Genomic DNA, 17,232 nt, shown 5'->3' with positions numbered 1-17,232 from the left:
ACCGCTGGCGGTGGGCCCTCCGGTGTGGGGGGTTTCCTGTGGGGGGTGCTCGGTGTGCCTCGGTGGTGCTCAGTGGTGGTGCACGGGGCCCTCGCCGGCGACGACGGTGAACGTCACCGTCTCGTCCGCCGAGACGTTGCCCGCGACGTCGGTGGCCCGGAAGGTCACCGTCTGCTCGCCGAGGTCGTGCACCATGAACGGCGCCGCGTACGCCACGAACTCCTCGCCGTCCAGGGCGTACTCGACGGTGTCCACGCCGGAGCCGTCGTCCGTGGCCTCCAGCGTCACGGTCGCCATGTCGACATAGGCGTCGTCCGCGTCCTGTTCGCCCGCCACCGTGGCGACCACCTCGGGCGGGGTGGTGTCGTCCTCGCCGCCCGGCGCCTCGACGACCTCGACCGTGAGGCTCTCGCTGGTGGACACGTTCCCGGCCACGTCGGTGGCCCGGTAGGTGACCCGGTGCGAGCCCGGGGTGTCCAGCACGAAGGGCTCCTCGTACGGGGCGAACGCCGTGGCGCCGACCGCGTAGTCGATGCTCTCCACGCCGGAGTCGTCGTCCGTGGCCGTCAACTCCACGGTGGCGCTGCCGAGATAGGCGCCGTCCTCGTTCTGCTCACCTTCCACGGTGGCGGTGACCTCCGGCGGGGTGGTGTCGTCCTCGCCGCCCCCGCCGTCGCCGTCGGTGACCACCAGGGTGCCCTGCATGGCGAGATGCCCCGGGATGGTGCAGAAGTAGCGGTAGGTGCCCGGGGTCAGCTCCACGTCGATCTCGTGCAGGCCGCCCCTGGCGTCGTTCGGGTTGGCCAGGATGTTCACCCGGACGTCGTTGTTGTACTGCGAGTTGGAGACGTCGAAGGTGAGGGTGTGCGCCATCCCGGTGGTGTTGCCGGTGTCCACGCTGTTCTCGAAGACCAGCGTCGCCGGCCCGGCCACGGCCTCGACCGGCGCGGTCTCGTAGCTGTCCAGATCGTTGTCCGCCGTCCAGGTCAGCACCTGTTCGGTCGGCTCCGGGTCCGGCTCCGGCTCGTCGGCGGGGGTGACGGCGGCGGCGGACGTGGACTGTTGGGCCTGCGCGGTGGGCAGCGCGGCCAGGCCGACCGCGGCCAGCGACAGGCTCACCGCCACCGCCAACGGCCGCCAGCGGCGCCGGGGCGTGCGTCGCTCCTGGGGATCGTCCCCGAGAGCGCTCTGCTGCGTCATCGTTCCTTACCTCCTGCTGTGGGGGTGTGGTCCCGCTGTGGGGGGTGGCCGCTAGCGGATGGCCGGCTGCTCGGGTGAGGGCGTCGCCTGGCCGCCCTGGTAGGTGATCCGCCAGAGCGCGGACTCGTCGGTCAGGTTGAAGAAGCCGCGCCCGTAGTCGAGGACGTAGAGCGAGCCGTCGGGCGCGAACTTCCAGTCCATCAGGTTGCGGATGCCGCCCTCACCGGCCGGGATGATCTGGTCGAGGTCCTCGGCGTGCACCGGCAGCCCGCCGCTGCCCGCCTTGTCCGGGTCCATCACCACGGCGTGCCGGGGCTGGTCGGCGTCGTAGTGGTCGCCCACGAACCACTTGCCCTCCCAGTAGGCGGGCCAGGCGACATCGGAGGCCGTGGACGCGTCGTAGCGGTAGAGCGGGCCGCTCATCGTGGCCTGCCCGCCGCCGGTGAGCCAGGGCAGCAGGAACGTCTCGTCGCCCGCCTCGTAGCTGGGGACGCCGTTCTCGTCGCGCGGGTAGTCGGGGGCACCGCCCTGCGGCGAGTACCAGATGTTGTTCGCGGTGACCGGCGGCAGTTCGACCAGGCCGTCGTTGTGCGGGGACTCGTTGACGGGGTTGTCGCAGTCGTACCAGTCCAGCGGCAGCGACGGGTCGGGCAGGTTGCGGTCCCGGTAGGGCTGGTTGTTGCCCATGCAGTACGGCCAACCCCGGTTGCCGGCCTCGGTGATGACGGCGAAGGTGTCGTACTTGGCCGGGCCCCAGGTGGTGCTGGGCGATCCGGCGTCGGGGCCGACCCAGCCGGTGTAGAGCCAGTCGGTCGCCGGGTCGACCGCCACCCGCGTGGGGTTGCGCACGCCCATCACATAGATCTCGGCCCTGGTCTTGCCGCCGCCCTCCTCGTCCCCGGTGAAGAGGTTGCCCTCGGGAATGGTGTAACTTCCGTCGGCCTCCGGGTGGATGCGCAGGATCTTGCCGTTGAGGTTGTTGGTGTTGCCCGAGGTGCGGCGGGCGTCGGCGAAGGAGACGCCTGCGTAGGCGGGCTCCGGGTTGTTGCCCGAGTAACCGTCGCTGAAGCCCGAGGAGTTGTTGTCCCCGGTGGCGATGTAGAGGTTGCCGTCCGAGTCGAAGTCCAGGCCGCCGCCCGCGTGGCAGCAGCTGTGGATCTGCGCCTCCCAGCTGAGCACCCCCACCTCGGAGGCGAGGTCGAGCTCGCCCGAGGTCTCGTCGAAGGTGAAGCGCGAGACGCGCCGCTCGCCGATCCGGTCCTCCCGGTCGATGGTGTCGTGCGGCATCCAGTAGAGGTAGATCCACTGGTTCTCGGCGAAGTCCGGGTCCAGGGCGATGCCCAGCAACCCCTCCTCGGTCTTGGTCAGTTCGTCGCCGCCGCCCTTGTTGCCGAAGACCTCAAGGTTGGCCGCGAGGCTGACCTCCTCGGTCGCCGGGTCGTAGACGTGCAGCGTGCCCTGGCCGAGCCCGATCGCCGGGTCCTCCCAGTCGGTGACCACCTCGGCGCCCGACCACTCGCCGGCCCTGCCGATGTAGAACACCCGCCCGTCGTCGGCGATGTCCAGGCCGTGCGGCTCGCCGATCTGGTCGAGCTGCTCGGGCTGGTTGGGCTCGGTGATCCGCTCGGCGACGTAGTTGTCGGTGATGGTGGCCTGGCAGTCCGCGCGGGTCAGCCCGCCGGTCCACAGCAGGGCCCCGCGCAGATGGGCGCGGAACGCGTCCTCGGCGAAGCTCTCGGTGGTGCCGCCCATCCCGGTGTAGAACGAACGCCCGCCGTCGTAGTCGCGGCACCAGGAGATCGGATGATCCCACCCGAGGGCGCCGGCGCCCGGATCGTAGGTGCTCTCCCGCACCCGCGCGACGGTGTGCACCTCGCCGCTGGGGTTCTCGTCCCAGTTGAGCCAGACGTCCGAGCGCTCCCACTCCAGCGGGAGCCCCGCCGTCGCCGGATGCACCTGGTCGCCGACCTCGACCACCGCGTCCTGGGCCTCGCCCGGGCCGCCGTCCCCGGGACGGGAGCCGATCAGGCCGGTGAACCAGGACGACTCGGGCTGGGCGAGCGCCGCGTCGTGCACGCCGAGGAAGCCGCCGCCGGCCCGCACATACGTCTGGAGCGCCGCCTCCTGACCGTCGTCGAGCACCGCCCCGTCGGCGGCGAGGAAGACCACGGCGTTGAAGGCGAGGAGCCCCTCGCCGTCGAAGACGGCCGGGTCGTCCGTCGCCTGGACATCGAACTGTTCCTCGGCGGGACCCTCGGCCCCGATGGCCTGGACGGCTTCGACGGCCGCCTCGGTGCGCTCGGCCGGCGCGTCCGCCGCGTGGAAGACCAGCACCTGCGCGTCGGCGGCGACACCGGGCGGCCCGGCCGGATCTCGGGTTCCCTCCTCGTTTCCTGAGGCCGCCGGGCTGACGCCCAGCAGCGCGATCGACAGGGTGGCAGCAAGTGCGAAGACATATGGCTTGCGACCCATGGCTCGCCCGCCCCTCTCGGGTGACTGCAGCAACGCCCAGGAAGCTAGACCTCTTTTGCTGAGCCGCCAATGGCTATGACCGTAAAAGAGGAAACTTTGTCCTGAGGGTGGGCAAACTATTGTCGTGCTCATACCATGAGGCGCCATCGGAGTCGTTGCACGACGAGTGAGGAAGGCTCGGCACTATGAAGCGACCAGGCTTCTCCCGGCGCAAGTTCACCAGTGGCGCGGCAGTCGCAGCATTGGCCCCGGCTGGTATCGCCGCCGGAGCCGTGGGGCTGACCTCAGGCCGCGCGGCAGGCCAGCCCACCGCGAACCCGGGCCAGCCCACCACCAGCGAAGTGCACACCATCACGCTCTACGCCGAGGAGATCTCCGACGGCCAGGCCGGCTACGGCCTGGCACCCGGCGAAGCCACCATCCCCGGCCCGCTGTTGGAGATGACCGAGGGCGACACCTACGAGATCGAGCTCGTCAACACCATGGACGTCGAGGTCAGCCTCCATGTCCACGGCGTGGACTACACCATCGAGAACGACGGCACCGCGCACTCCAACAGCACCGTCGCACCCGGCGAGAGCCGCGTCTACACCTGGACCACCCACGCCCCCGGGGTCCGCGACGACGGCACCCTGATCCCCGGCAGCGCCGGCTACTGGCACTACCACGACCACATCGTCGGCACCGAACACGGCACCGCCGGTCTCCAGATGGGCCTCTACGGCGGCCTGGTGGTCCGCCGCGCCGACGACGTCCTGCCGGACAAGCAGTTCACCATCGTCTTCAACGACATGACCGTCAACAACCTGCCCGTGGGGCCCGACTTCGAGGCCGCGCTGGGCGAACGCGTCGAGATCATCATGATCACGCACGGCGAGTTCTACCACACCTTCCACCTGCACGGTCATCGCTGGGCGGACAACCGCACCGGGCTGCTGGAGAGCGAGAACGACCCCAGCCGGATCATCGACAACAAGATCTGCGGCCCCGCCGACTCCTTCGGCTTCCAGGTGATCGCCGGCGAGGGCGTGGGCCCGGGCCACTGGATGTACCACTGCCATGTGCAGAGCCACTCCGACATGGGCATGGGCGGCATGCTGATCGTCACCGACGCCGACGGAGAAGCCCCGGGCGACCCGGGCCACCACGGCACCGGCTCCGCCGGCAACCCGGCCGGAGCGGCGCACCACTAGACCGGGTCCCGCGCGTCGACCCGGAACGGGCGACGCGTGCGCGGCCGGAAAACGTCTTCTGACCCGGCAGGACCGTGCCAGGGCGGCCGGGTCAGAAGACGCCCTCCCCCCGACCCCGGCGATCCCGGCGATCCCGGCCTCAGAAGGCGAGCACCGCCACCGTGGCCGCGTAGATCCCGATCAACAGCACCCCGTCGAACCCCAGCCGCAGCCATCCGCGTTCCTGACGCACCAGCAGACCGCCCAACAGCACCGTCGTCATCACCAGCGCGGCGGCCGTCAGAAACAGCTGGTCCGCGTCCGCCGCGTGGAAGAGCGAACCGCCACGGTAGGCCACATCGCCCACCACCAGATTGAGCGCGTCCAGGCAGTTGCCGCCGATCACCGCCGCGATCGCCAGTGTGACGGCGCCCCTGCGCACCGCGGCGATCGCCGTCACCGTCTCCGGCAGCGCGTTCACCACCCCCATCAGCACCGCGCCGACAAAGCCGGCGCGCAGCCCGGTCACCGCGACGAAGGTCTCCGCCGCCCGCGCGATCACGAAGCCACCCGCCATCACCAGGGCGGCGATGCCAAGGAACTCCGCCCACAGCAAACGGGTCGGCCGCGTCCGCGTGGCCCCCTCGGCGTGCGGCAGATCGGGCACCGTGTCGCTGGTGCGCACCGCCACCCACATCGGCCGGGACCGGTCGCTGATCAGCCGCAGCCCACCCCAGTAGAACGCCACCATCACCGGCGACACCGGATGCACCCCGAGCACCGTCACCTCGGGACTGAACGCGCCCATCAGCGCCAGCCCCAACAGGCCGATCAGCAGGCAGCCGAAGAGCAGGTTCGGCAACGAGGCCGCCGCGTGCTCCAGATTCACCCGCCGGTAGACCGCGTCCGCCGCCGCCACCGCGAGGGTCTGCGCCGCGATACCGCCCACCGCGTTCGAGTACGCCAGATCCGGATGGTTGTCGGCCGCGCTGACGGCCGTCATCACGATGCCGGAGAGCGAGGTGACCAGGCCGAAGAAGACCGCACCGAAGAGCGCCTCCCCCCAACCGGTCCGGTCCGCCAGCACATCGCCGAGCGTCGCCAGCCGGACGCTGCCCAGCACGGTGAGAAGGCCGGCGGCGAGAAAGAGGGCGACGCTCCAGCCCAGCGGCCACTGGCCGGTCACGAAGTCAGGCACAGAGCGCATCCTGACCCGCCGACCCCGCCACACGTGGGAGGCGTGCGATAGGAAAAACCGCGTCCCGGGGCCCGGCCGGCGGCGCGCACCGCCGGCCGGACCCGTCGAGGCGACGGCTCAGCAGCCGCCGCAGTTGTAGTAGGTGACGTCCCAGTGGTTGCCCTCGCGGGCGTAGACGTTGCCGGACGCCGACTCGTAGAGCGCCGCGCCGTCGCCCCGCTCACCTATGTAGGTGAAGGCGCCGGTGATGTACGAGTTGAGGCAGCTGTTGAGCCCGAAGTCCAGCTTGTAGCCGTTCCAGTGGCTGTAGGTGCCACCGGCGTGCCCGGTCTCGGTGCCACCGGTCACGTTCAGCGCGCAGCCACTGGCCGACTTCAGGGTCTGCGCGCCCTGGGCGGACTCAAGGTTGAGCTGTTCGAACGAGGTGCACGTCGGAACGTCGCGGTCGGAACAGCCGCCGGAGGACGACCAGGTGATGCCGGACGAGGAGAAGCGCGCGGTCGCCTGCGCGTGCGTGATCTTGGTGACCAGCGGCGCGACCTCCTGGCCGGCCACCGGTGCCGACGCGGCGGCCGGCGCCTCGGCTTCCGCCGCCGCGCTCACGCCGGGAACGGCGAGGAACGAGGCGCCGGCGATGGCGAGTACGGAAAGCGTGGAACGAAGACGCATGGTGGGAAACCCTCCTGCTGTGGGGGACCGCCCCGAGGTCGGGGCGGGTGACGCGTGATCGGATGGGCCATGCGGGGGACGCCGACACCGCGCACGGTGCCGACGCCTGAGCATGGTGCCCGAGATCTACGCGCGTTCGCCAGAGGGGGGGACCACCTTCTCGCCGCACCTTCAGGACAGGCCATCGGACGTGGATCGGAGCGGGCCCCTTCGAAGGGGGAGTCCCGTCCCGGCGGTGTGGTGGGACGCCGGGACGGGACGGTCACGGACGCGGCCTCGGCGGCGTCAGTTCAGCACCGGCGTCTGCCAGTTCCGCCACTGGTCCAGGTTCCCCGCCTTGCCCGGCGCGATGGCGAACACCCCGGGCGCCTGGCCCGTGCCCAGCAGGAACGTCTCGATGCTCGCCCGAAGCGGGCCCTGCCACTCGGACCTGGCCGCGCAGTGCGTGCCGTCCTGGACATCGGACGAGTAGCTGATGTTCTCCGCGACGCCGAGCGCCCGGTAGACCTCGGCGCCGCCCAGCGCCGCCACGCTCCCCGACCTGGCGCCGAGCCAGTCCACATGCGGGTTCTCCATCAGGAACAACCCACGGGGCGCGACCATGGACACGATCTCGTGGGTGTCCACCGGCAGCCTGCTCGGATCACCGGTGAACGAGCCGAACGCGTCGCCGAACCACGGCTGTTCGCCATAGGCGCTGTCCAGCGGCTGGGCACCGTTCTCGCCCGGTATCCCGCGCAGGATCGGCGCCCCCGCGGTGCCCGACTCGATCGGCATGGTCAGATCGATGCGCTGGTCGAACGCGCCGGCCACGAAGGCGCCCTTGCCGAAGCGCGAACAGCCGGTGACTCCCGTGGCGTCCGTGCTCAGCACGCTGCCGTCCGCCTGTTCGATCACGTCGATGATCCGGCTCACGCCCCAGGACCACGCCATCAGCAGCCCGGTCTGGCTCCCGGAGCCGTAGATGTCGTAGAACGCGCCCTGCTTGTTGTTGCGCGGGGTGCCCTCGCGCCCGACCGCGTAGGGGTCGAAGTTGATGACGGCCGCGCCCGCCGCCCTGATGGTGGCGGTGTCGGCGCCGAAGCCGCCGAGGACCACGACCGCGGGGACGGGTCCGGCCCCGGTGCCGCTCGGCAGCTCGACGCTCGCCGAGAAGCTGGCGCTGCGGCCCTGGTCCGTCACGTTCACCGTGATGCCGTTGGTCGAGACCGTTCCCGTGACGCTCTGGGGCGGGTCGGGCTTCTCGCCGTAGACGGTCGACTCCGCCAACTCCCTGATCTCCGCGCGCCGGCACTCCCAGTCGGCGGCCTCGGTGATCCGGGTCCCGTCCAGCCGGGTGAAGGGGTCGGGGAGCAACTGCTCGGGCGTCGCGGGCCCGGGGGAGGGCACCGCGCAGTGGGCGCCGTCGTTCTCGTCGGCCGGCGCGATCCGGGCGGTGGGCCCGGCGTCGGCGGCGACCGCCGCCGGGTTGAGGGTGGTGACGGCCAGACTCGCGACGGCGACACAGGCCGCTGCGGCCCACACCCGGGGGCGCGGTCGGTGGAAGCGCATGGGGAACCTCCGGAGAAGGGCGCGCCGTCCCTGCCGGACGACGCCCCAGCGGGCGGTCGCCGGCGCGCGCCGGATGATGGGGGGCACCCGATTCCGGCCAGGCGGCTCGCGGGGCGCGGAACGGGGATGGCGAAGCAGAGGAGGAGCTGGGGTTGGGAGCGCTCCCAAGGTTAGGGAGGGGCCCCGGGGGTGACAACACGCGGGACATGGCTCCCTCAGGTTGGCCGTTCTCCCCTCTCTCAGTCGAGAGCCCCGGTGGGACGTATCGGCTGAAAGGTGGGGAAGTTACCCGCGTGGGCCCCCGCTCGGCCCCTCCGACCCTCGGAACTTCCGGACATCTTCCGGAAAGGCCGGCCGAGTTATCTGAAAAGTTATCTGAAAAGCTTGGAGCCCCTGCGTTCAGGACCCGGTGGTCTCCCCGCGCCGCCACGCCAGAAGCCGGCGGTACGCCTCCATGCCGTCGGGCACCCAGCTCCACTCGGTGAGCCGCCGGTCCAACTCCTCCTGGGTGAGGAACGCGTGCCACGCGACCTCGGACGCCTGCGGGTTGACCGGCGACGCGCACCGAATCTCGTAGACCGACGACCACCAGGTGTGTTCCGGGGTCTCATAGAGGAACTTGAACAGCGGTGTGGGAGCCGGCAGTCCCGACACGCCGAGCTCCTCCTCCGCCTCGCGCAGCGCCGCCTCGTCGTACGACTCGCCCGCGCCCACCACCCCGCCGACGAACATGTCGTACAGCGAGGGGAAGACCAGCTTCTGCGCGGTGCGGCGGTGCACGAAGAACTCTCCCGCCGCGTTCCGCGCCAACACGAACGTGCAGCGGTGGCGCAGCCCGCGCGCGTACACCTCTCCGCGCCGCTCCTGGCCGACCACGCGGTCCTGCTCGTCCACGATGTCCAGGACCTCGTCCGCGGGGGGCGGTGTCTGATCTGTCATGCCGTCATCTAACCAGGAGTCCCCGGCGGGCCCGTCGCCCGACGCCGCCCAAGTGGCGGCGGCCGACGGGCGGTTGGCGTGGGACGAGCGCCGCTCGTCACGGGCGCTGCTCCCCTCCCGCCGGCCCGTCGGGGCGCGTGGGCGACGAGGCCAGCCGCTGCACCTCGGCGTAGGAGGGCGCCGTCAGGTCCGTCGGCAGTCCGTCGCGGACGGCCGTCGCCGTGGTGAGCGCGGCGGCCAGGGCCTGGCGGTAGAGGAGCGAGCCGAGGCTGACGCGGCGGACGCCCAGCGCGGTGAGCCGGGCGAGGGAGGGGCCGGTCGGCGTGTAGAGGATGTTCAACGGGGTGACCAGGGCGGCCGTCAGCGCGGCGATCCCGTCCGGTTCTGCCAGCCCCGGCACGAACACCCCGTCGGCGCCCGCCTGTTCATAGGTCGCCAGGCGCGCCGAGGTCTCCTCCCGGCGACGGCCCAGCCAGTGGGTGTCGGTGCGCGCGTTCACAAACAGCGCGGGCACCGCGGCCTTGACGGCGGCGATCTTCGCCGCGTGCAGCTCCACCGGGGCGAGCGTGCCGTCGGGGCGGCCGTCCTCCAGGTTGATCCCCGCCGCGCCCGCCGCGTGCAGTTCCCGGGCCCACGCGGCCACCTCCGCCGGGTCGTCGCTGAAGCCGCCCTCGGCGTCGACGGTGAACAGGAAGCCGCCGCGCCCGAGTCGGCGCGCCAGCGCCAGGGTCGCCTCGGCGGTGGCCGCCGTCCCGTCCGGCAGCCCCTCGGCGGCGGCGACGCCCAGGCTGGTGGTGCCGACGGCGGCGAAGCCGCGCGCCGCCAGCGCGGCGGCCGAGGCGTGGTCCCAGGCGTTGGGCAGCAGCAGCGGGGTGGACCGATGGTGCAGACGGGCGAACGGGGTCAGCGGGCGCCCGCGCAACCCCTCGGCCAGGGCGAGGGCGTGGGCCCGGCCCGGGCAGACGCGCGGCGGGGCGCCGAAGGCGAGGGGCACGGGATGCGCGCGGTTCGCCGACACGGGATCGAGCAGCACCCCGTCGCCCTCGGCGATCTCCCGGCCCGCGATCTCGGTGGCCCGGACGGCGACGCGCCGCATCCCCCGCACCGGCGGCGACTCCCGCAACACCCGCGCCAGCGGCGCCTCGTCCCCCTCGGACGCGGCCTCGACCAGCGCCGCCGTCGCCTCGCACGCCTGGACGAGCAGCCCGATCCGGTTGGCGACGGCCTCCAGCGCGGCGCCGTCCCTCGGCCCCGGCGCCAGCCGCGCCACCAGCTCGGCCACCGCCAGGTCCGCCGCCGCGTCCCCACCCCCGAAGTAGGCGCCGGCCACCACGAGCACCGCCTCCGCCACCGCCCCCGGCTCCGGCATTCCCAGGGCCTCGGCGAGGGTGCGCACCACCCGGGCCCTGGCCTCAGGCAAGGGCCCGGGGGTCGCCGCCCGCCAGAGCGACGCCGGCTCCAGCCGGGCGAGTTCGGCCTCCACCAGCGCCCGCCGCCGGCGATGCGGCTCCCCGGAGCTGAACCGGGCCACCGCCGCCCGCAGCCAGGCGACGCTCGCCCCCTCCGCCGCGTCGCCCCCGGCCGGCAACGCCGGCAACTCCGGGACGAGCGCCGGATCGGCAAGCGCCGCCCGCACGTCTCCGGCCTGGTCGAACTCGTGCACCGTCCGCGTCATGGCCCCGAGGCTAGGCCCGGAACCGTTCGGCGCGGCCCGAACCGTCGCTGCGGCATCATGGCCGCATGTCCCCGCTCGCCGAGACCGCCGGTCTGCTGGCCGACCGCACCAGGGCCGCGTTCTGCCAGGCGCTGCTCGACGGCCGCGCCTGGACGGCGGGTGAACTCGCCCGGCACGCCGGGGTCCGCCCCTCCACCGCCAGCGAGCAGCTCTCCCGCCTCGTCGACGGGGGGCTGTTGACCGAGGAACGCCAGGGCCGACACCGCTACGTCCGGCTGGCTGGCCCCGAGGCCGCCGCCCTGGTCGAGACCCTCGCCTCCTACGCCCCGGACGTGGCCCGCCCGCGCGATCTGCGCCAGTCGTCCCGGCTCGGCGCCGAGGCCAGGGCCCGCACCTGCTATGACCACCTGGCGGGGCGCCTCGGCGTGGCCCTGGCCGACGCGATGATCGCCCGGGGCCTGGTCGCCGACGACGCCGGGCTCGCCGTCACCCCCGCCGGCCGCGGCTGGCTCGCCGACAGCCTCGACCACCAGCGGCCCCCGGCCAACGGCCGTCCGCTGGTGCGCGGTTGCCTGGACCGGACCGAGCGCCGCCCCCACCTCGCCGGTGCCCTGGGCGCGGCCCTGTGCGCCACGGCCCTGGACCGGCGCTGGATCCGCCGCGTCGGTACCGGTCGCGCCGTCCGGGTCACCAGGAAGGGCGGCGAGGCGTTCCAGGAGCTGCTGGGCCTGACCTTCCAGGACGACCCGCCAGACCCGGGCGGCGGTTGAGATCTCAGGCGCCGGGATCCGAAGGGCCCAGCGCTGTCCACTCGGCCGCGTACTCGTCGACAAACGCCGCGAACGAACGCGGTGGCCGGCCCGTCAGGTCCAGCACGGCGGTGCTGACCCAGTCGTCCCTCCCGCTCCTGACGCCCTCCTCGACGCCGGCGAGGGAGGCGGCGAAGTCCGCCGGCAGGCCCGCCGACCGGTAGTGCGCCGTCAGCTCCCCGGCCGTGGCGTGCACCACTCGGACGGTCCGGCCGGTCCTGGCGGTGATGGCCGTCGCCGTGTCCTGGTAGCTCAGCGCCTTGGGCCCGGAGAGCAGATAGTCGCTGGGGCCGTCGCGCGCCACGTCCGCGGCGGCCAGCAGGGCGTGGGCCGCGCCGGCGATGTCACGGGTGTCGATCCAGCCCACCCGTCCGGAGCCGGCGGCGGTGCGGATCTCCCCGTGCCGCCTGATCCGTTCGGCCAACGGATGGGGCCGCAGAAAGTTCTGCATGAACCCCGACGCGCGCAGCACCACCCACCCCGGCCTGGCCCGCACCCGGGCGGCGAGTTCGAGCAGCCCCGGCGCGTCGGGGAAGACGATGGCGGACCCGAGGAGCACCACCCGACGCACCCCGACCCGTTCGGCCTCCGCCAGGAACCGGCCGACCGACGGCAGCGGATCAACCGTGTTCACCGGCGGCACCAGATACACCCGGTCCATCCCCCGCAACGCCGGCGGAAACGTGGCCGGTTCCGTCCAGTCGAACCGGACGGCGTCCCGATCCGCACCGCACGGGGTGCGGCTGGCCACCCGGACCGGCACCCCGGCGCCGCGCAGCGACGCGGCCAACACCGACCCGGTCTTCCCGGTCCCGCCCGTGATCAGTACACCCGTCATCGAGAAGTCCCCCTTCTCCCGGGGAGGTTCTCGGCGGGTGGCGGCTTCGGCAGCCGGCGAAAGGTCTCTTCTGATGTGCCTGGCACGGCGGATCTCCTCCGGTGGTGGGACGACCACCCCACCCTGCGGGCGCGCACCGCACCGGAGAAGGGACGGGCAAGCCCCGGACCACCACTCCGTGGCTGGGCCACCGGGGGCCATGCCACCATGAGCGTGGTGAGCAGAACCGAACTGGCCGACTTCCTGCGCCGCCGACGGGAGGCACTCAGCCCGGAGCGGAGCGCGGGACCGGCGATCCACCCCCCGGGCCGCCGCGCCCGCCGGACCCCGGGCCTGCGTCGCGAAGAGGTGGCCGCCCTCGCCGGCATGTCGACCAGCTACTACGAGCGGCTGGAACAGGCCAGGGCACCGCACCCCTCCCCCCAGGTGCTCGCCGCCCTCGGCAGCGCGCTCCAACTCGACGCGGCGGAGCGGGAACACCTGGCCAGGCTGGCCGGCCAGGCCCCGCCCCCCACCGCCCCCCAGCAGACGCGGGTGCCCCACGGCGCCCGACGGCTGCTGGCCGGGCTCGGCGCCTCACCCGCCTATCTGACCAACGAACGACAGGACATCCTCGCCTGGAACGCCGCAGCCGTGGCCCTGATCGCGGACCTGCGCCTGCTGCCTCCCGAGGAACGCAACGTCATACGGCTGGCCATCCGGCTCAACGGCACGCTCTGCACGGCGCCGCCCGGCGAGGAGGGCGCGTTCGCCCGCGCGTCCGCCGCCCACCTGCGGGTGGCCAGCGCCCGCCACCCGTTCGACAGCACCCTCAGCGGCCTGGTCAACGAGTTCGCGGCGCACAGCGAGGACTTCGCGGCCGGCTGGCGCGACCACGAGGTACGCCCGGTGCCGACGCTGCGCAAGCGACTCCACCACCCCGAGGCGGGCGAGCTCCAACTGGACTGCCACACCCTGCTGGTCCCCGGCACCGACCTGCGCCTGGCCGTCTACAGCGCCGAACCGGGCACCGCCAGCGCCACCGCCCTCGACCGACTCACCACCGATCCCCGTTAGCCGTTTTTAGCCGTTCGACAACCTTCGCGCCGACGCGTGGGCGCCCGCGCGGGTGGCCACCCACAGAGAGACGGAGAGTCATGGAACCCATTCTGGTGACCGGCGGCACGGGGAACCTCGGCCGAGACGTGGTCCGCCGGCTGACGGCCGACGGGCACACCGTCCACGTCCTCAGCCGCCGGGCGCCCGCCCAGGGGACGCGGCAGGGGCACCGGACGATCGTCGGCGACCTGAAGACCGGCGCCGGGCTGCCGGCGGCCGTCGAGGGGGCCAGGACCGTCATCCACTGCGCCACCTCCAGCGGCCAGGGCGACATCCGCGCCGCCCGGAACCTGGTCGCCGCCGCACGAGGCGGGGGTCTCGACCCCCATCTGGTCTTTGTCTCGATCGTGGGCGTCGACACCATCCCGATCCGCTACTACCGGGCCAAGTTGACGGTCGAGCGGCTGATCGCGGACTCCGGGCTGCCGTGGACGGTTCAGCGAGCCACCCAGTTCCACACCCTGGTCGCCGGCTTCTTCGACGCCCAACGGCGGCTGCCGCTGACCCTCGCCCTGGCGAGGTGCGGCTTCCAGCCGATCGACACCGGCGAGGTCGCCGACCACCTGGTGCGCCTCGCCCAGGACGCGCCGGCCGGGCGGGTGGCCGACATCGGAGGTCCACGCGTGCACGCCATGGACGACCTCGCGCGGCTCCACAACCGGCTCCACGGCCGTTCCCGGCGCGTGTTCTCCCTCCGCCTGCCGGGCCGGATGGCCCGCGCCTTCGCCACCGGCGCGAACCTGGTGCCGGAGAACCCAACCGGCTCGATCACCTTCGAGGACTTCCTCACCGAGCGGCTTGGCGGTGACGCGAGATGACCGGCACCCGCGCCCTGCTGGTCCGTGGCGGCCTGATCTTCCTCACCGTCGTGTCAGCGGTCCTGGGCGGATACATCCTCCTCTTCCCCGAGTCGTTCTTCTCCTGGTCCTGGGTCAACATGGGCATGGCCTACAACCCGCACCTGCTGCTCGACTACGGGGCGATGAACCTCGCCGTCGCCATCCCGCTCGGCGGTGCGGCCATCACCATGACCCCGGCCTCGGTCCGCGCGGCCCTGGGCTCGTACGCCGTCTGGGGCATCGCGCACTTCCTCATCCACGTGCGCTACTGGCACCACATCGTGGCGGAGACCTCCACCGAGGGGGCCGGTCTCCTCCTGAGCGCGCTGGCGATCGGCGGGCTGCTGCCGATCGTCCTCCTCGCGCTCACCTTCCGCACGCCCGCGCCAGACCGCCGCCCCGCCGACCAGCCTCAACAGGGCCTTGCCTGAACGGGGTTGGCCCGGGAAACCGTCGGAGCGGTGGGGCCGCGCGGCTGGTTCGGTGCGGCGTCTCAGCCTTCCGGGGCGCCGTTCAGCTGACGGCGGGCGTGGTCCTGCCAGGCGCGCACACGGGGTTCTCGCGCCCAGGGGGTGAGAGCGGTGTGGATGTCCTCGACGTATTCGCGGGCTCGGGCGGACGCGACACCGGCGAGGATGTCCACGGCGCGGCGGCCGACGGCCAGGCCCTGGTCGAGGTCCCGGTCCTGGAGATGCGCCGTCGCGGTGACGGACAGCCGCAGCCCGACGGCCCTGGTGTGGCCGGCGGGCATGGCGCACTGGGCGTCCCAGCCGGCGGCGATGTGTGGTTTCCCCAGGTCCCGGTAGATCTCGACCGCGTCGCTCGCCATCCGGGCGGGGCCGAAGAACGCGATATAGGTGGGGGAGTCGGTCTCGCGCGCGGTGTCCAGCAGCCGCTCGCAGCCGGACAGGGCCCGAGCCGCCGCTCGTTCGTCCCCAGCCCTGGCCTGGGCACGGGCCTCGATCAGCTTGGCGAACGCCCGCACACGGGGCGTGGCGTCCCGGCCGGCGCGTTCACAGGCGCCCTGGGCCATGTCGATGGCCTCGTTCGGATAGCCCCGGCGCATGGTCTGGAGCGCCATGGTGGCCGTGACATACGCGCCGAGTTCGGCGTTGCCGCCGGCGCGTGCCAGGCTCAGGGCCTGGATGAAGTGCCGCTGGGCGAGCGCGTGGTCGCCGGCGTCGAACGCCGCCCAGCCCGCGAGCCGGGACAGTTCGGCCGCGGCGGAGTGCAGTCCGTCGCTGATCTGCTGCGTGGCCGTCCCGGTGAGCAGCGGCGCGGCCCGGGTGGTGAGGCAGTCGACGACCTGGCTGGTGCGCCAGTTGCCCCCGCCGTAGCGGGCGTCCCACTGTCGGGCCTGCTCGGCGTGCTCCCACAGCTCGGTGAGTTCCCGCTGCCCGACGCGTTGGCCACCACCGCTGGCCGGGGCGGCGGCGGCCGGATGGATCAGCCAGCGGGTGACGGGCAGGCTGAAGGCGCTGATGGCGAACGTCCGCCTGACAAGAGAACGGCGGTGCATGGTGCTCCAGAAGTCGGCCGCCCGCTGTGCGGCGTCGGCGGGGTCACGGGGAAACTCCAGCCCGCAGGCGTCGCCCCGGCCGGTGGTGGCCATGCCGATCTCGGCGACGTCCACCGCGCGGCCGATCCGTTCCCCCAACGCCTGTGCCAGCAGTGCGGGTACCGGCTGTCTCGGGAGCATGCCGTCGAGCCAGTTCATCACGCTGGTGTGGGTGTAGGAGGTCGAACGGCCGGCGGTGGCGGCGAGTTGGTTGACGCGGTGCGCTATGGCTTTGTGGCTGGCGCCGGACGCGGTGACGAGGGTGGCCAATGACGTGTTGGGTGATCGGGTCACTGGACCGCACCTCCTGATGGGGTGTCACCGAGTCCTCACCAAGCGTAGGAGAAGCGCCGGACCCGTGGGCCCTCCCGTGAGTTTTGGGCCCCCTCCGTGAGCCTCCCCCTTCCCGCCGCGACCCGGTTTCCCATGGTCGTCCGCCGTGGCGTCCCGGCCTCCGGTTGTCAGTGACGGGCGGTAGCTTGTTCGGTAGCAGTGTGAGTTGATCGACTTCGGGGGATGTCCATGCGGTACCGGTTCACGTCATACCAGCCGGCGGGTGCCGCCGAGGCAGCCGTCACGGATGGCACGAGGCTGGGTGGGCAGCCGCATTGGCTGGCGGGGGAGCCGCAGTGGCCGGTGGATCCCTACGAGGGCGAACTCGCTCCGTTCATAGGCCAGTTCCGGGTGCCGGCGGCGGATGGTGGCGTGGGCCGGATGGTGTATCTGTTCGCCATCGGGTTCTCCGGCGAACACGCCACCGTCGTCCAGCCGGCCGGGCGGGTCACCGACTCCTTCGAGATCCGGGCCACGGCCACCGGGCCGACCGTGCTGGACCGCGTCCATCTGCTGCGGGTGGACGAGGAGGTGGACTTCGCCGAGGTCGAGCGGGGGCTGGAGCCGGTGGCGGGCGAGGACGAGGAGGAGAGGGAGGAGCGGCTGGCGGAGCTGCTCGACGAGCGCCGGAAGAACGCCCGCGGCAGCATACGGATGAACCAGCTGGGCGGCCCCGATGTGGTCCCGGTCTGGTTGCAGGGCGACGCCCTGCCGGGCGACGGCTGGCGGCTGGTCGCCCAGTTCGACTCCATCCAACTGCCGTTCGACGTCAACTTCGGCGACCGGGGCGTCGGCTATCTGTTCCTCTCGCCGGACGGCGACAACGCCGAGTTCTTCTACCAGAGCGGCTGAGCTGCCCGGACCGGTGCCCTTGAGGAGCA

At 72.6% G+C, this 17,232-nt stretch carries 15 protein-coding genes; 6 read left to right on the top strand and 9 right to left on the bottom strand.

From position 1 onward, the window contains the following. Positions 1–69 precede the first annotated feature (69 nt). Positions 70–1,200, bottom strand: a complete 1,131-nt coding sequence (locus K4G22_RS03085; protein WP_322785074.1) for a cupredoxin domain-containing protein — start codon at positions 1,198–1,200, stop codon at positions 70–72. Positions 1,201–1,251: 51 nt separating this feature from the next. Next, positions 1,252–3,672 (bottom strand): ThuA domain-containing protein, encoded by a 2,421-nt coding sequence (locus K4G22_RS03080; RefSeq protein ID WP_228078109.1) that lies wholly within the window; start codon positions 3,670–3,672, stop codon positions 1,252–1,254. A gap of 185 nt (positions 3,673–3,857) precedes the next feature. On the opposite strand from K4G22_RS03080, the gene K4G22_RS03075 reads away from it, so the two are divergent. Then, the gene (locus K4G22_RS03075) at positions 3,858–4,865 is read left to right on the top strand and encodes a multicopper oxidase domain-containing protein (RefSeq protein ID WP_228078108.1); all 1,008 of its coding nucleotides are present in this window, start codon (positions 3,858–3,860) and stop codon (positions 4,863–4,865) included. A 139-nt stretch (positions 4,866–5,004) separates the two neighbouring features. On the opposite strand, the gene K4G22_RS03070 is transcribed toward K4G22_RS03075, so the two are convergent. The 5 genes from K4G22_RS03070 to K4G22_RS03050 form a co-directional block, all read right to left on the bottom strand. Next, positions 5,005–6,051, bottom strand: a complete 1,047-nt coding sequence (locus tag K4G22_RS03070) for a sodium:calcium antiporter (RefSeq protein ID WP_228078107.1) — start codon at positions 6,049–6,051, stop codon at positions 5,005–5,007. 108 nt (positions 6,052–6,159) lie between these two features. Further along, a complete protein-coding gene (locus tag K4G22_RS03065) occupies positions 6,160–6,711 on the bottom strand; it encodes a hypothetical protein (protein ID WP_228078106.1) in 552 nt (183 codons plus the stop codon). Between the two features lie 285 nt (positions 6,712–6,996). Next, positions 6,997–8,262: a glucuronyl esterase domain-containing protein gene (locus K4G22_RS03060; protein ID WP_228078105.1), complete on the bottom strand. Its 1,266-nt coding sequence runs from the start codon at positions 8,260–8,262 to the stop codon at positions 6,997–6,999. Positions 8,263–8,661: 399 nt separating this feature from the next. After that, positions 8,662–9,201 (bottom strand): NUDIX hydrolase, encoded by a 540-nt coding sequence (locus K4G22_RS03055; RefSeq protein WP_228078104.1) that lies wholly within the window; start codon positions 9,199–9,201, stop codon positions 8,662–8,664. Positions 9,202–9,298: 97 nt separating this feature from the next. After that, positions 9,299–10,876, bottom strand: a complete 1,578-nt coding sequence (locus tag K4G22_RS03050; RefSeq protein WP_228078103.1) for an isocitrate lyase/phosphoenolpyruvate mutase family protein — start codon at positions 10,874–10,876, stop codon at positions 9,299–9,301. Positions 10,877–10,941: 65 nt separating this feature from the next. Between K4G22_RS03050 and K4G22_RS03045 the strand changes: the two genes are divergently transcribed. Next, complete coding sequence (locus tag K4G22_RS03045; RefSeq protein ID WP_228078102.1) at positions 10,942–11,646, top strand: ArsR/SmtB family transcription factor; 705 nt, start codon at positions 10,942–10,944, stop codon at positions 11,644–11,646. Positions 11,647–11,650: 4 nt separating this feature from the next. Here the strand turns inward: K4G22_RS03045 and K4G22_RS03040 are convergent, their stop codons facing one another. Continuing rightward, the gene (locus tag K4G22_RS03040) at positions 11,651–12,523 is read right to left on the bottom strand and encodes an NAD-dependent epimerase/dehydratase family protein (protein ID WP_228078101.1); all 873 of its coding nucleotides are present in this window, start codon (positions 12,521–12,523) and stop codon (positions 11,651–11,653) included. A gap of 216 nt (positions 12,524–12,739) precedes the next feature. On the opposite strand from K4G22_RS03040, the gene K4G22_RS03035 reads away from it, so the two are divergent. From K4G22_RS03035 to K4G22_RS03025, 3 genes are all read left to right on the top strand, one after another. Next, positions 12,740–13,579 carry a helix-turn-helix transcriptional regulator gene (locus tag K4G22_RS03035; RefSeq protein ID WP_228078100.1) on the top strand — a complete coding sequence of 280 codons (840 nt, stop codon included), beginning with the start codon at positions 12,740–12,742 and terminating at the stop codon, positions 13,577–13,579. Between the two features lie 80 nt (positions 13,580–13,659). Continuing rightward, complete coding sequence (locus K4G22_RS03030; RefSeq protein ID WP_228078099.1) at positions 13,660–14,439, top strand: SDR family oxidoreductase; 780 nt, start codon at positions 13,660–13,662, stop codon at positions 14,437–14,439. Continuing rightward, the gene (locus K4G22_RS03025) at positions 14,436–14,891 is read left to right on the top strand and encodes a hypothetical protein (RefSeq protein WP_228078098.1); all 456 of its coding nucleotides are present in this window, start codon (positions 14,436–14,438) and stop codon (positions 14,889–14,891) included. The genes K4G22_RS03030 and K4G22_RS03025 overlap by 4 nt, the downstream gene beginning before the upstream one ends. A gap of 62 nt (positions 14,892–14,953) precedes the next feature. On the opposite strand, the gene K4G22_RS03020 is transcribed toward K4G22_RS03025, so the two are convergent. Next, entirely contained in the window at positions 14,954–16,312 is a 1,359-nt protein-coding gene (locus K4G22_RS03020; RefSeq protein WP_228078097.1) for an NsdA family TPR-like regulatory protein, read from the bottom strand. 342 nt (positions 16,313–16,654) lie between these two features. Between K4G22_RS03020 and K4G22_RS03015 the strand changes: the two genes are divergently transcribed. Beyond that, positions 16,655–17,203: a hypothetical protein gene (locus K4G22_RS03015; RefSeq protein WP_228078096.1), complete on the top strand. Its 549-nt coding sequence runs from the start codon at positions 16,655–16,657 to the stop codon at positions 17,201–17,203. Positions 17,204–17,232: the final 29 nt, after the last annotated feature.

The sequence above is a fragment of the Streptomyces profundus genome, assembly GCF_020740535.1.
Taxonomy (GTDB): Bacteria; Actinomycetota; Actinomycetes; order Streptomycetales; family Streptomycetaceae; genus Streptomyces; species Streptomyces profundus.
The sequence above is the reverse complement of the archived record's forward strand: the minus strand, read 5'-3'. Positions and strand labels throughout refer to the sequence as shown.

Bases quoted from the DNA above. Each gene is read 5' to 3' on its own strand.
- K4G22_RS03055 (WP_228078104.1), bottom strand. From the start codon at position 9,201: ATGACAGATCAGACACCGCCCCCCGCGGACGAGGTCCTGGACATCGTG.
- K4G22_RS03050 (WP_228078103.1), bottom strand. From the start codon at position 10,876: ATGACGCGGACGGTGCACGAGTTCGACCAGGCCGGAGACGTGCGGGCG.
- K4G22_RS03045 (WP_228078102.1), top strand. From the start codon at position 10,942: ATGTCCCCGCTCGCCGAGACCGCCGGTCTGCTGGCCGACCGCACCAGG.
- K4G22_RS03025 (WP_228078098.1), top strand. From the start codon at position 14,436: ATGACCGGCACCCGCGCCCTGCTGGTCCGTGGCGGCCTGATCTTCCTC.
- K4G22_RS03080 (WP_228078109.1), bottom strand. From the start codon at position 3,672: ATGGGTCGCAAGCCATATGTCTTCGCACTTGCTGCCACCCTGTCGATC.
- K4G22_RS03065 (WP_228078106.1), bottom strand. From the start codon at position 6,711: ATGCGTCTTCGTTCCACGCTTTCCGTACTCGCCATCGCCGGCGCCTCG.
- K4G22_RS03030 (WP_228078099.1), top strand. From the start codon at position 13,660: ATGGAACCCATTCTGGTGACCGGCGGCACGGGGAACCTCGGCCGAGAC.
- K4G22_RS03040 (WP_228078101.1), bottom strand. From the start codon at position 12,523: ATGACGGGTGTACTGATCACGGGCGGGACCGGGAAGACCGGGTCGGTG.
- K4G22_RS03060 (WP_228078105.1), bottom strand. From the start codon at position 8,262: ATGCGCTTCCACCGACCGCGCCCCCGGGTGTGGGCCGCAGCGGCCTGT.
- K4G22_RS03085 (WP_322785074.1), bottom strand. From the start codon at position 1,200: ATGACGCAGCAGAGCGCTCTCGGGGACGATCCCCAGGAGCGACGCACG.
- K4G22_RS03075 (WP_228078108.1), top strand. From the start codon at position 3,858: ATGAAGCGACCAGGCTTCTCCCGGCGCAAGTTCACCAGTGGCGCGGCA.
- K4G22_RS03070 (WP_228078107.1), bottom strand. From the start codon at position 6,051: ATGCGCTCTGTGCCTGACTTCGTGACCGGCCAGTGGCCGCTGGGCTGG.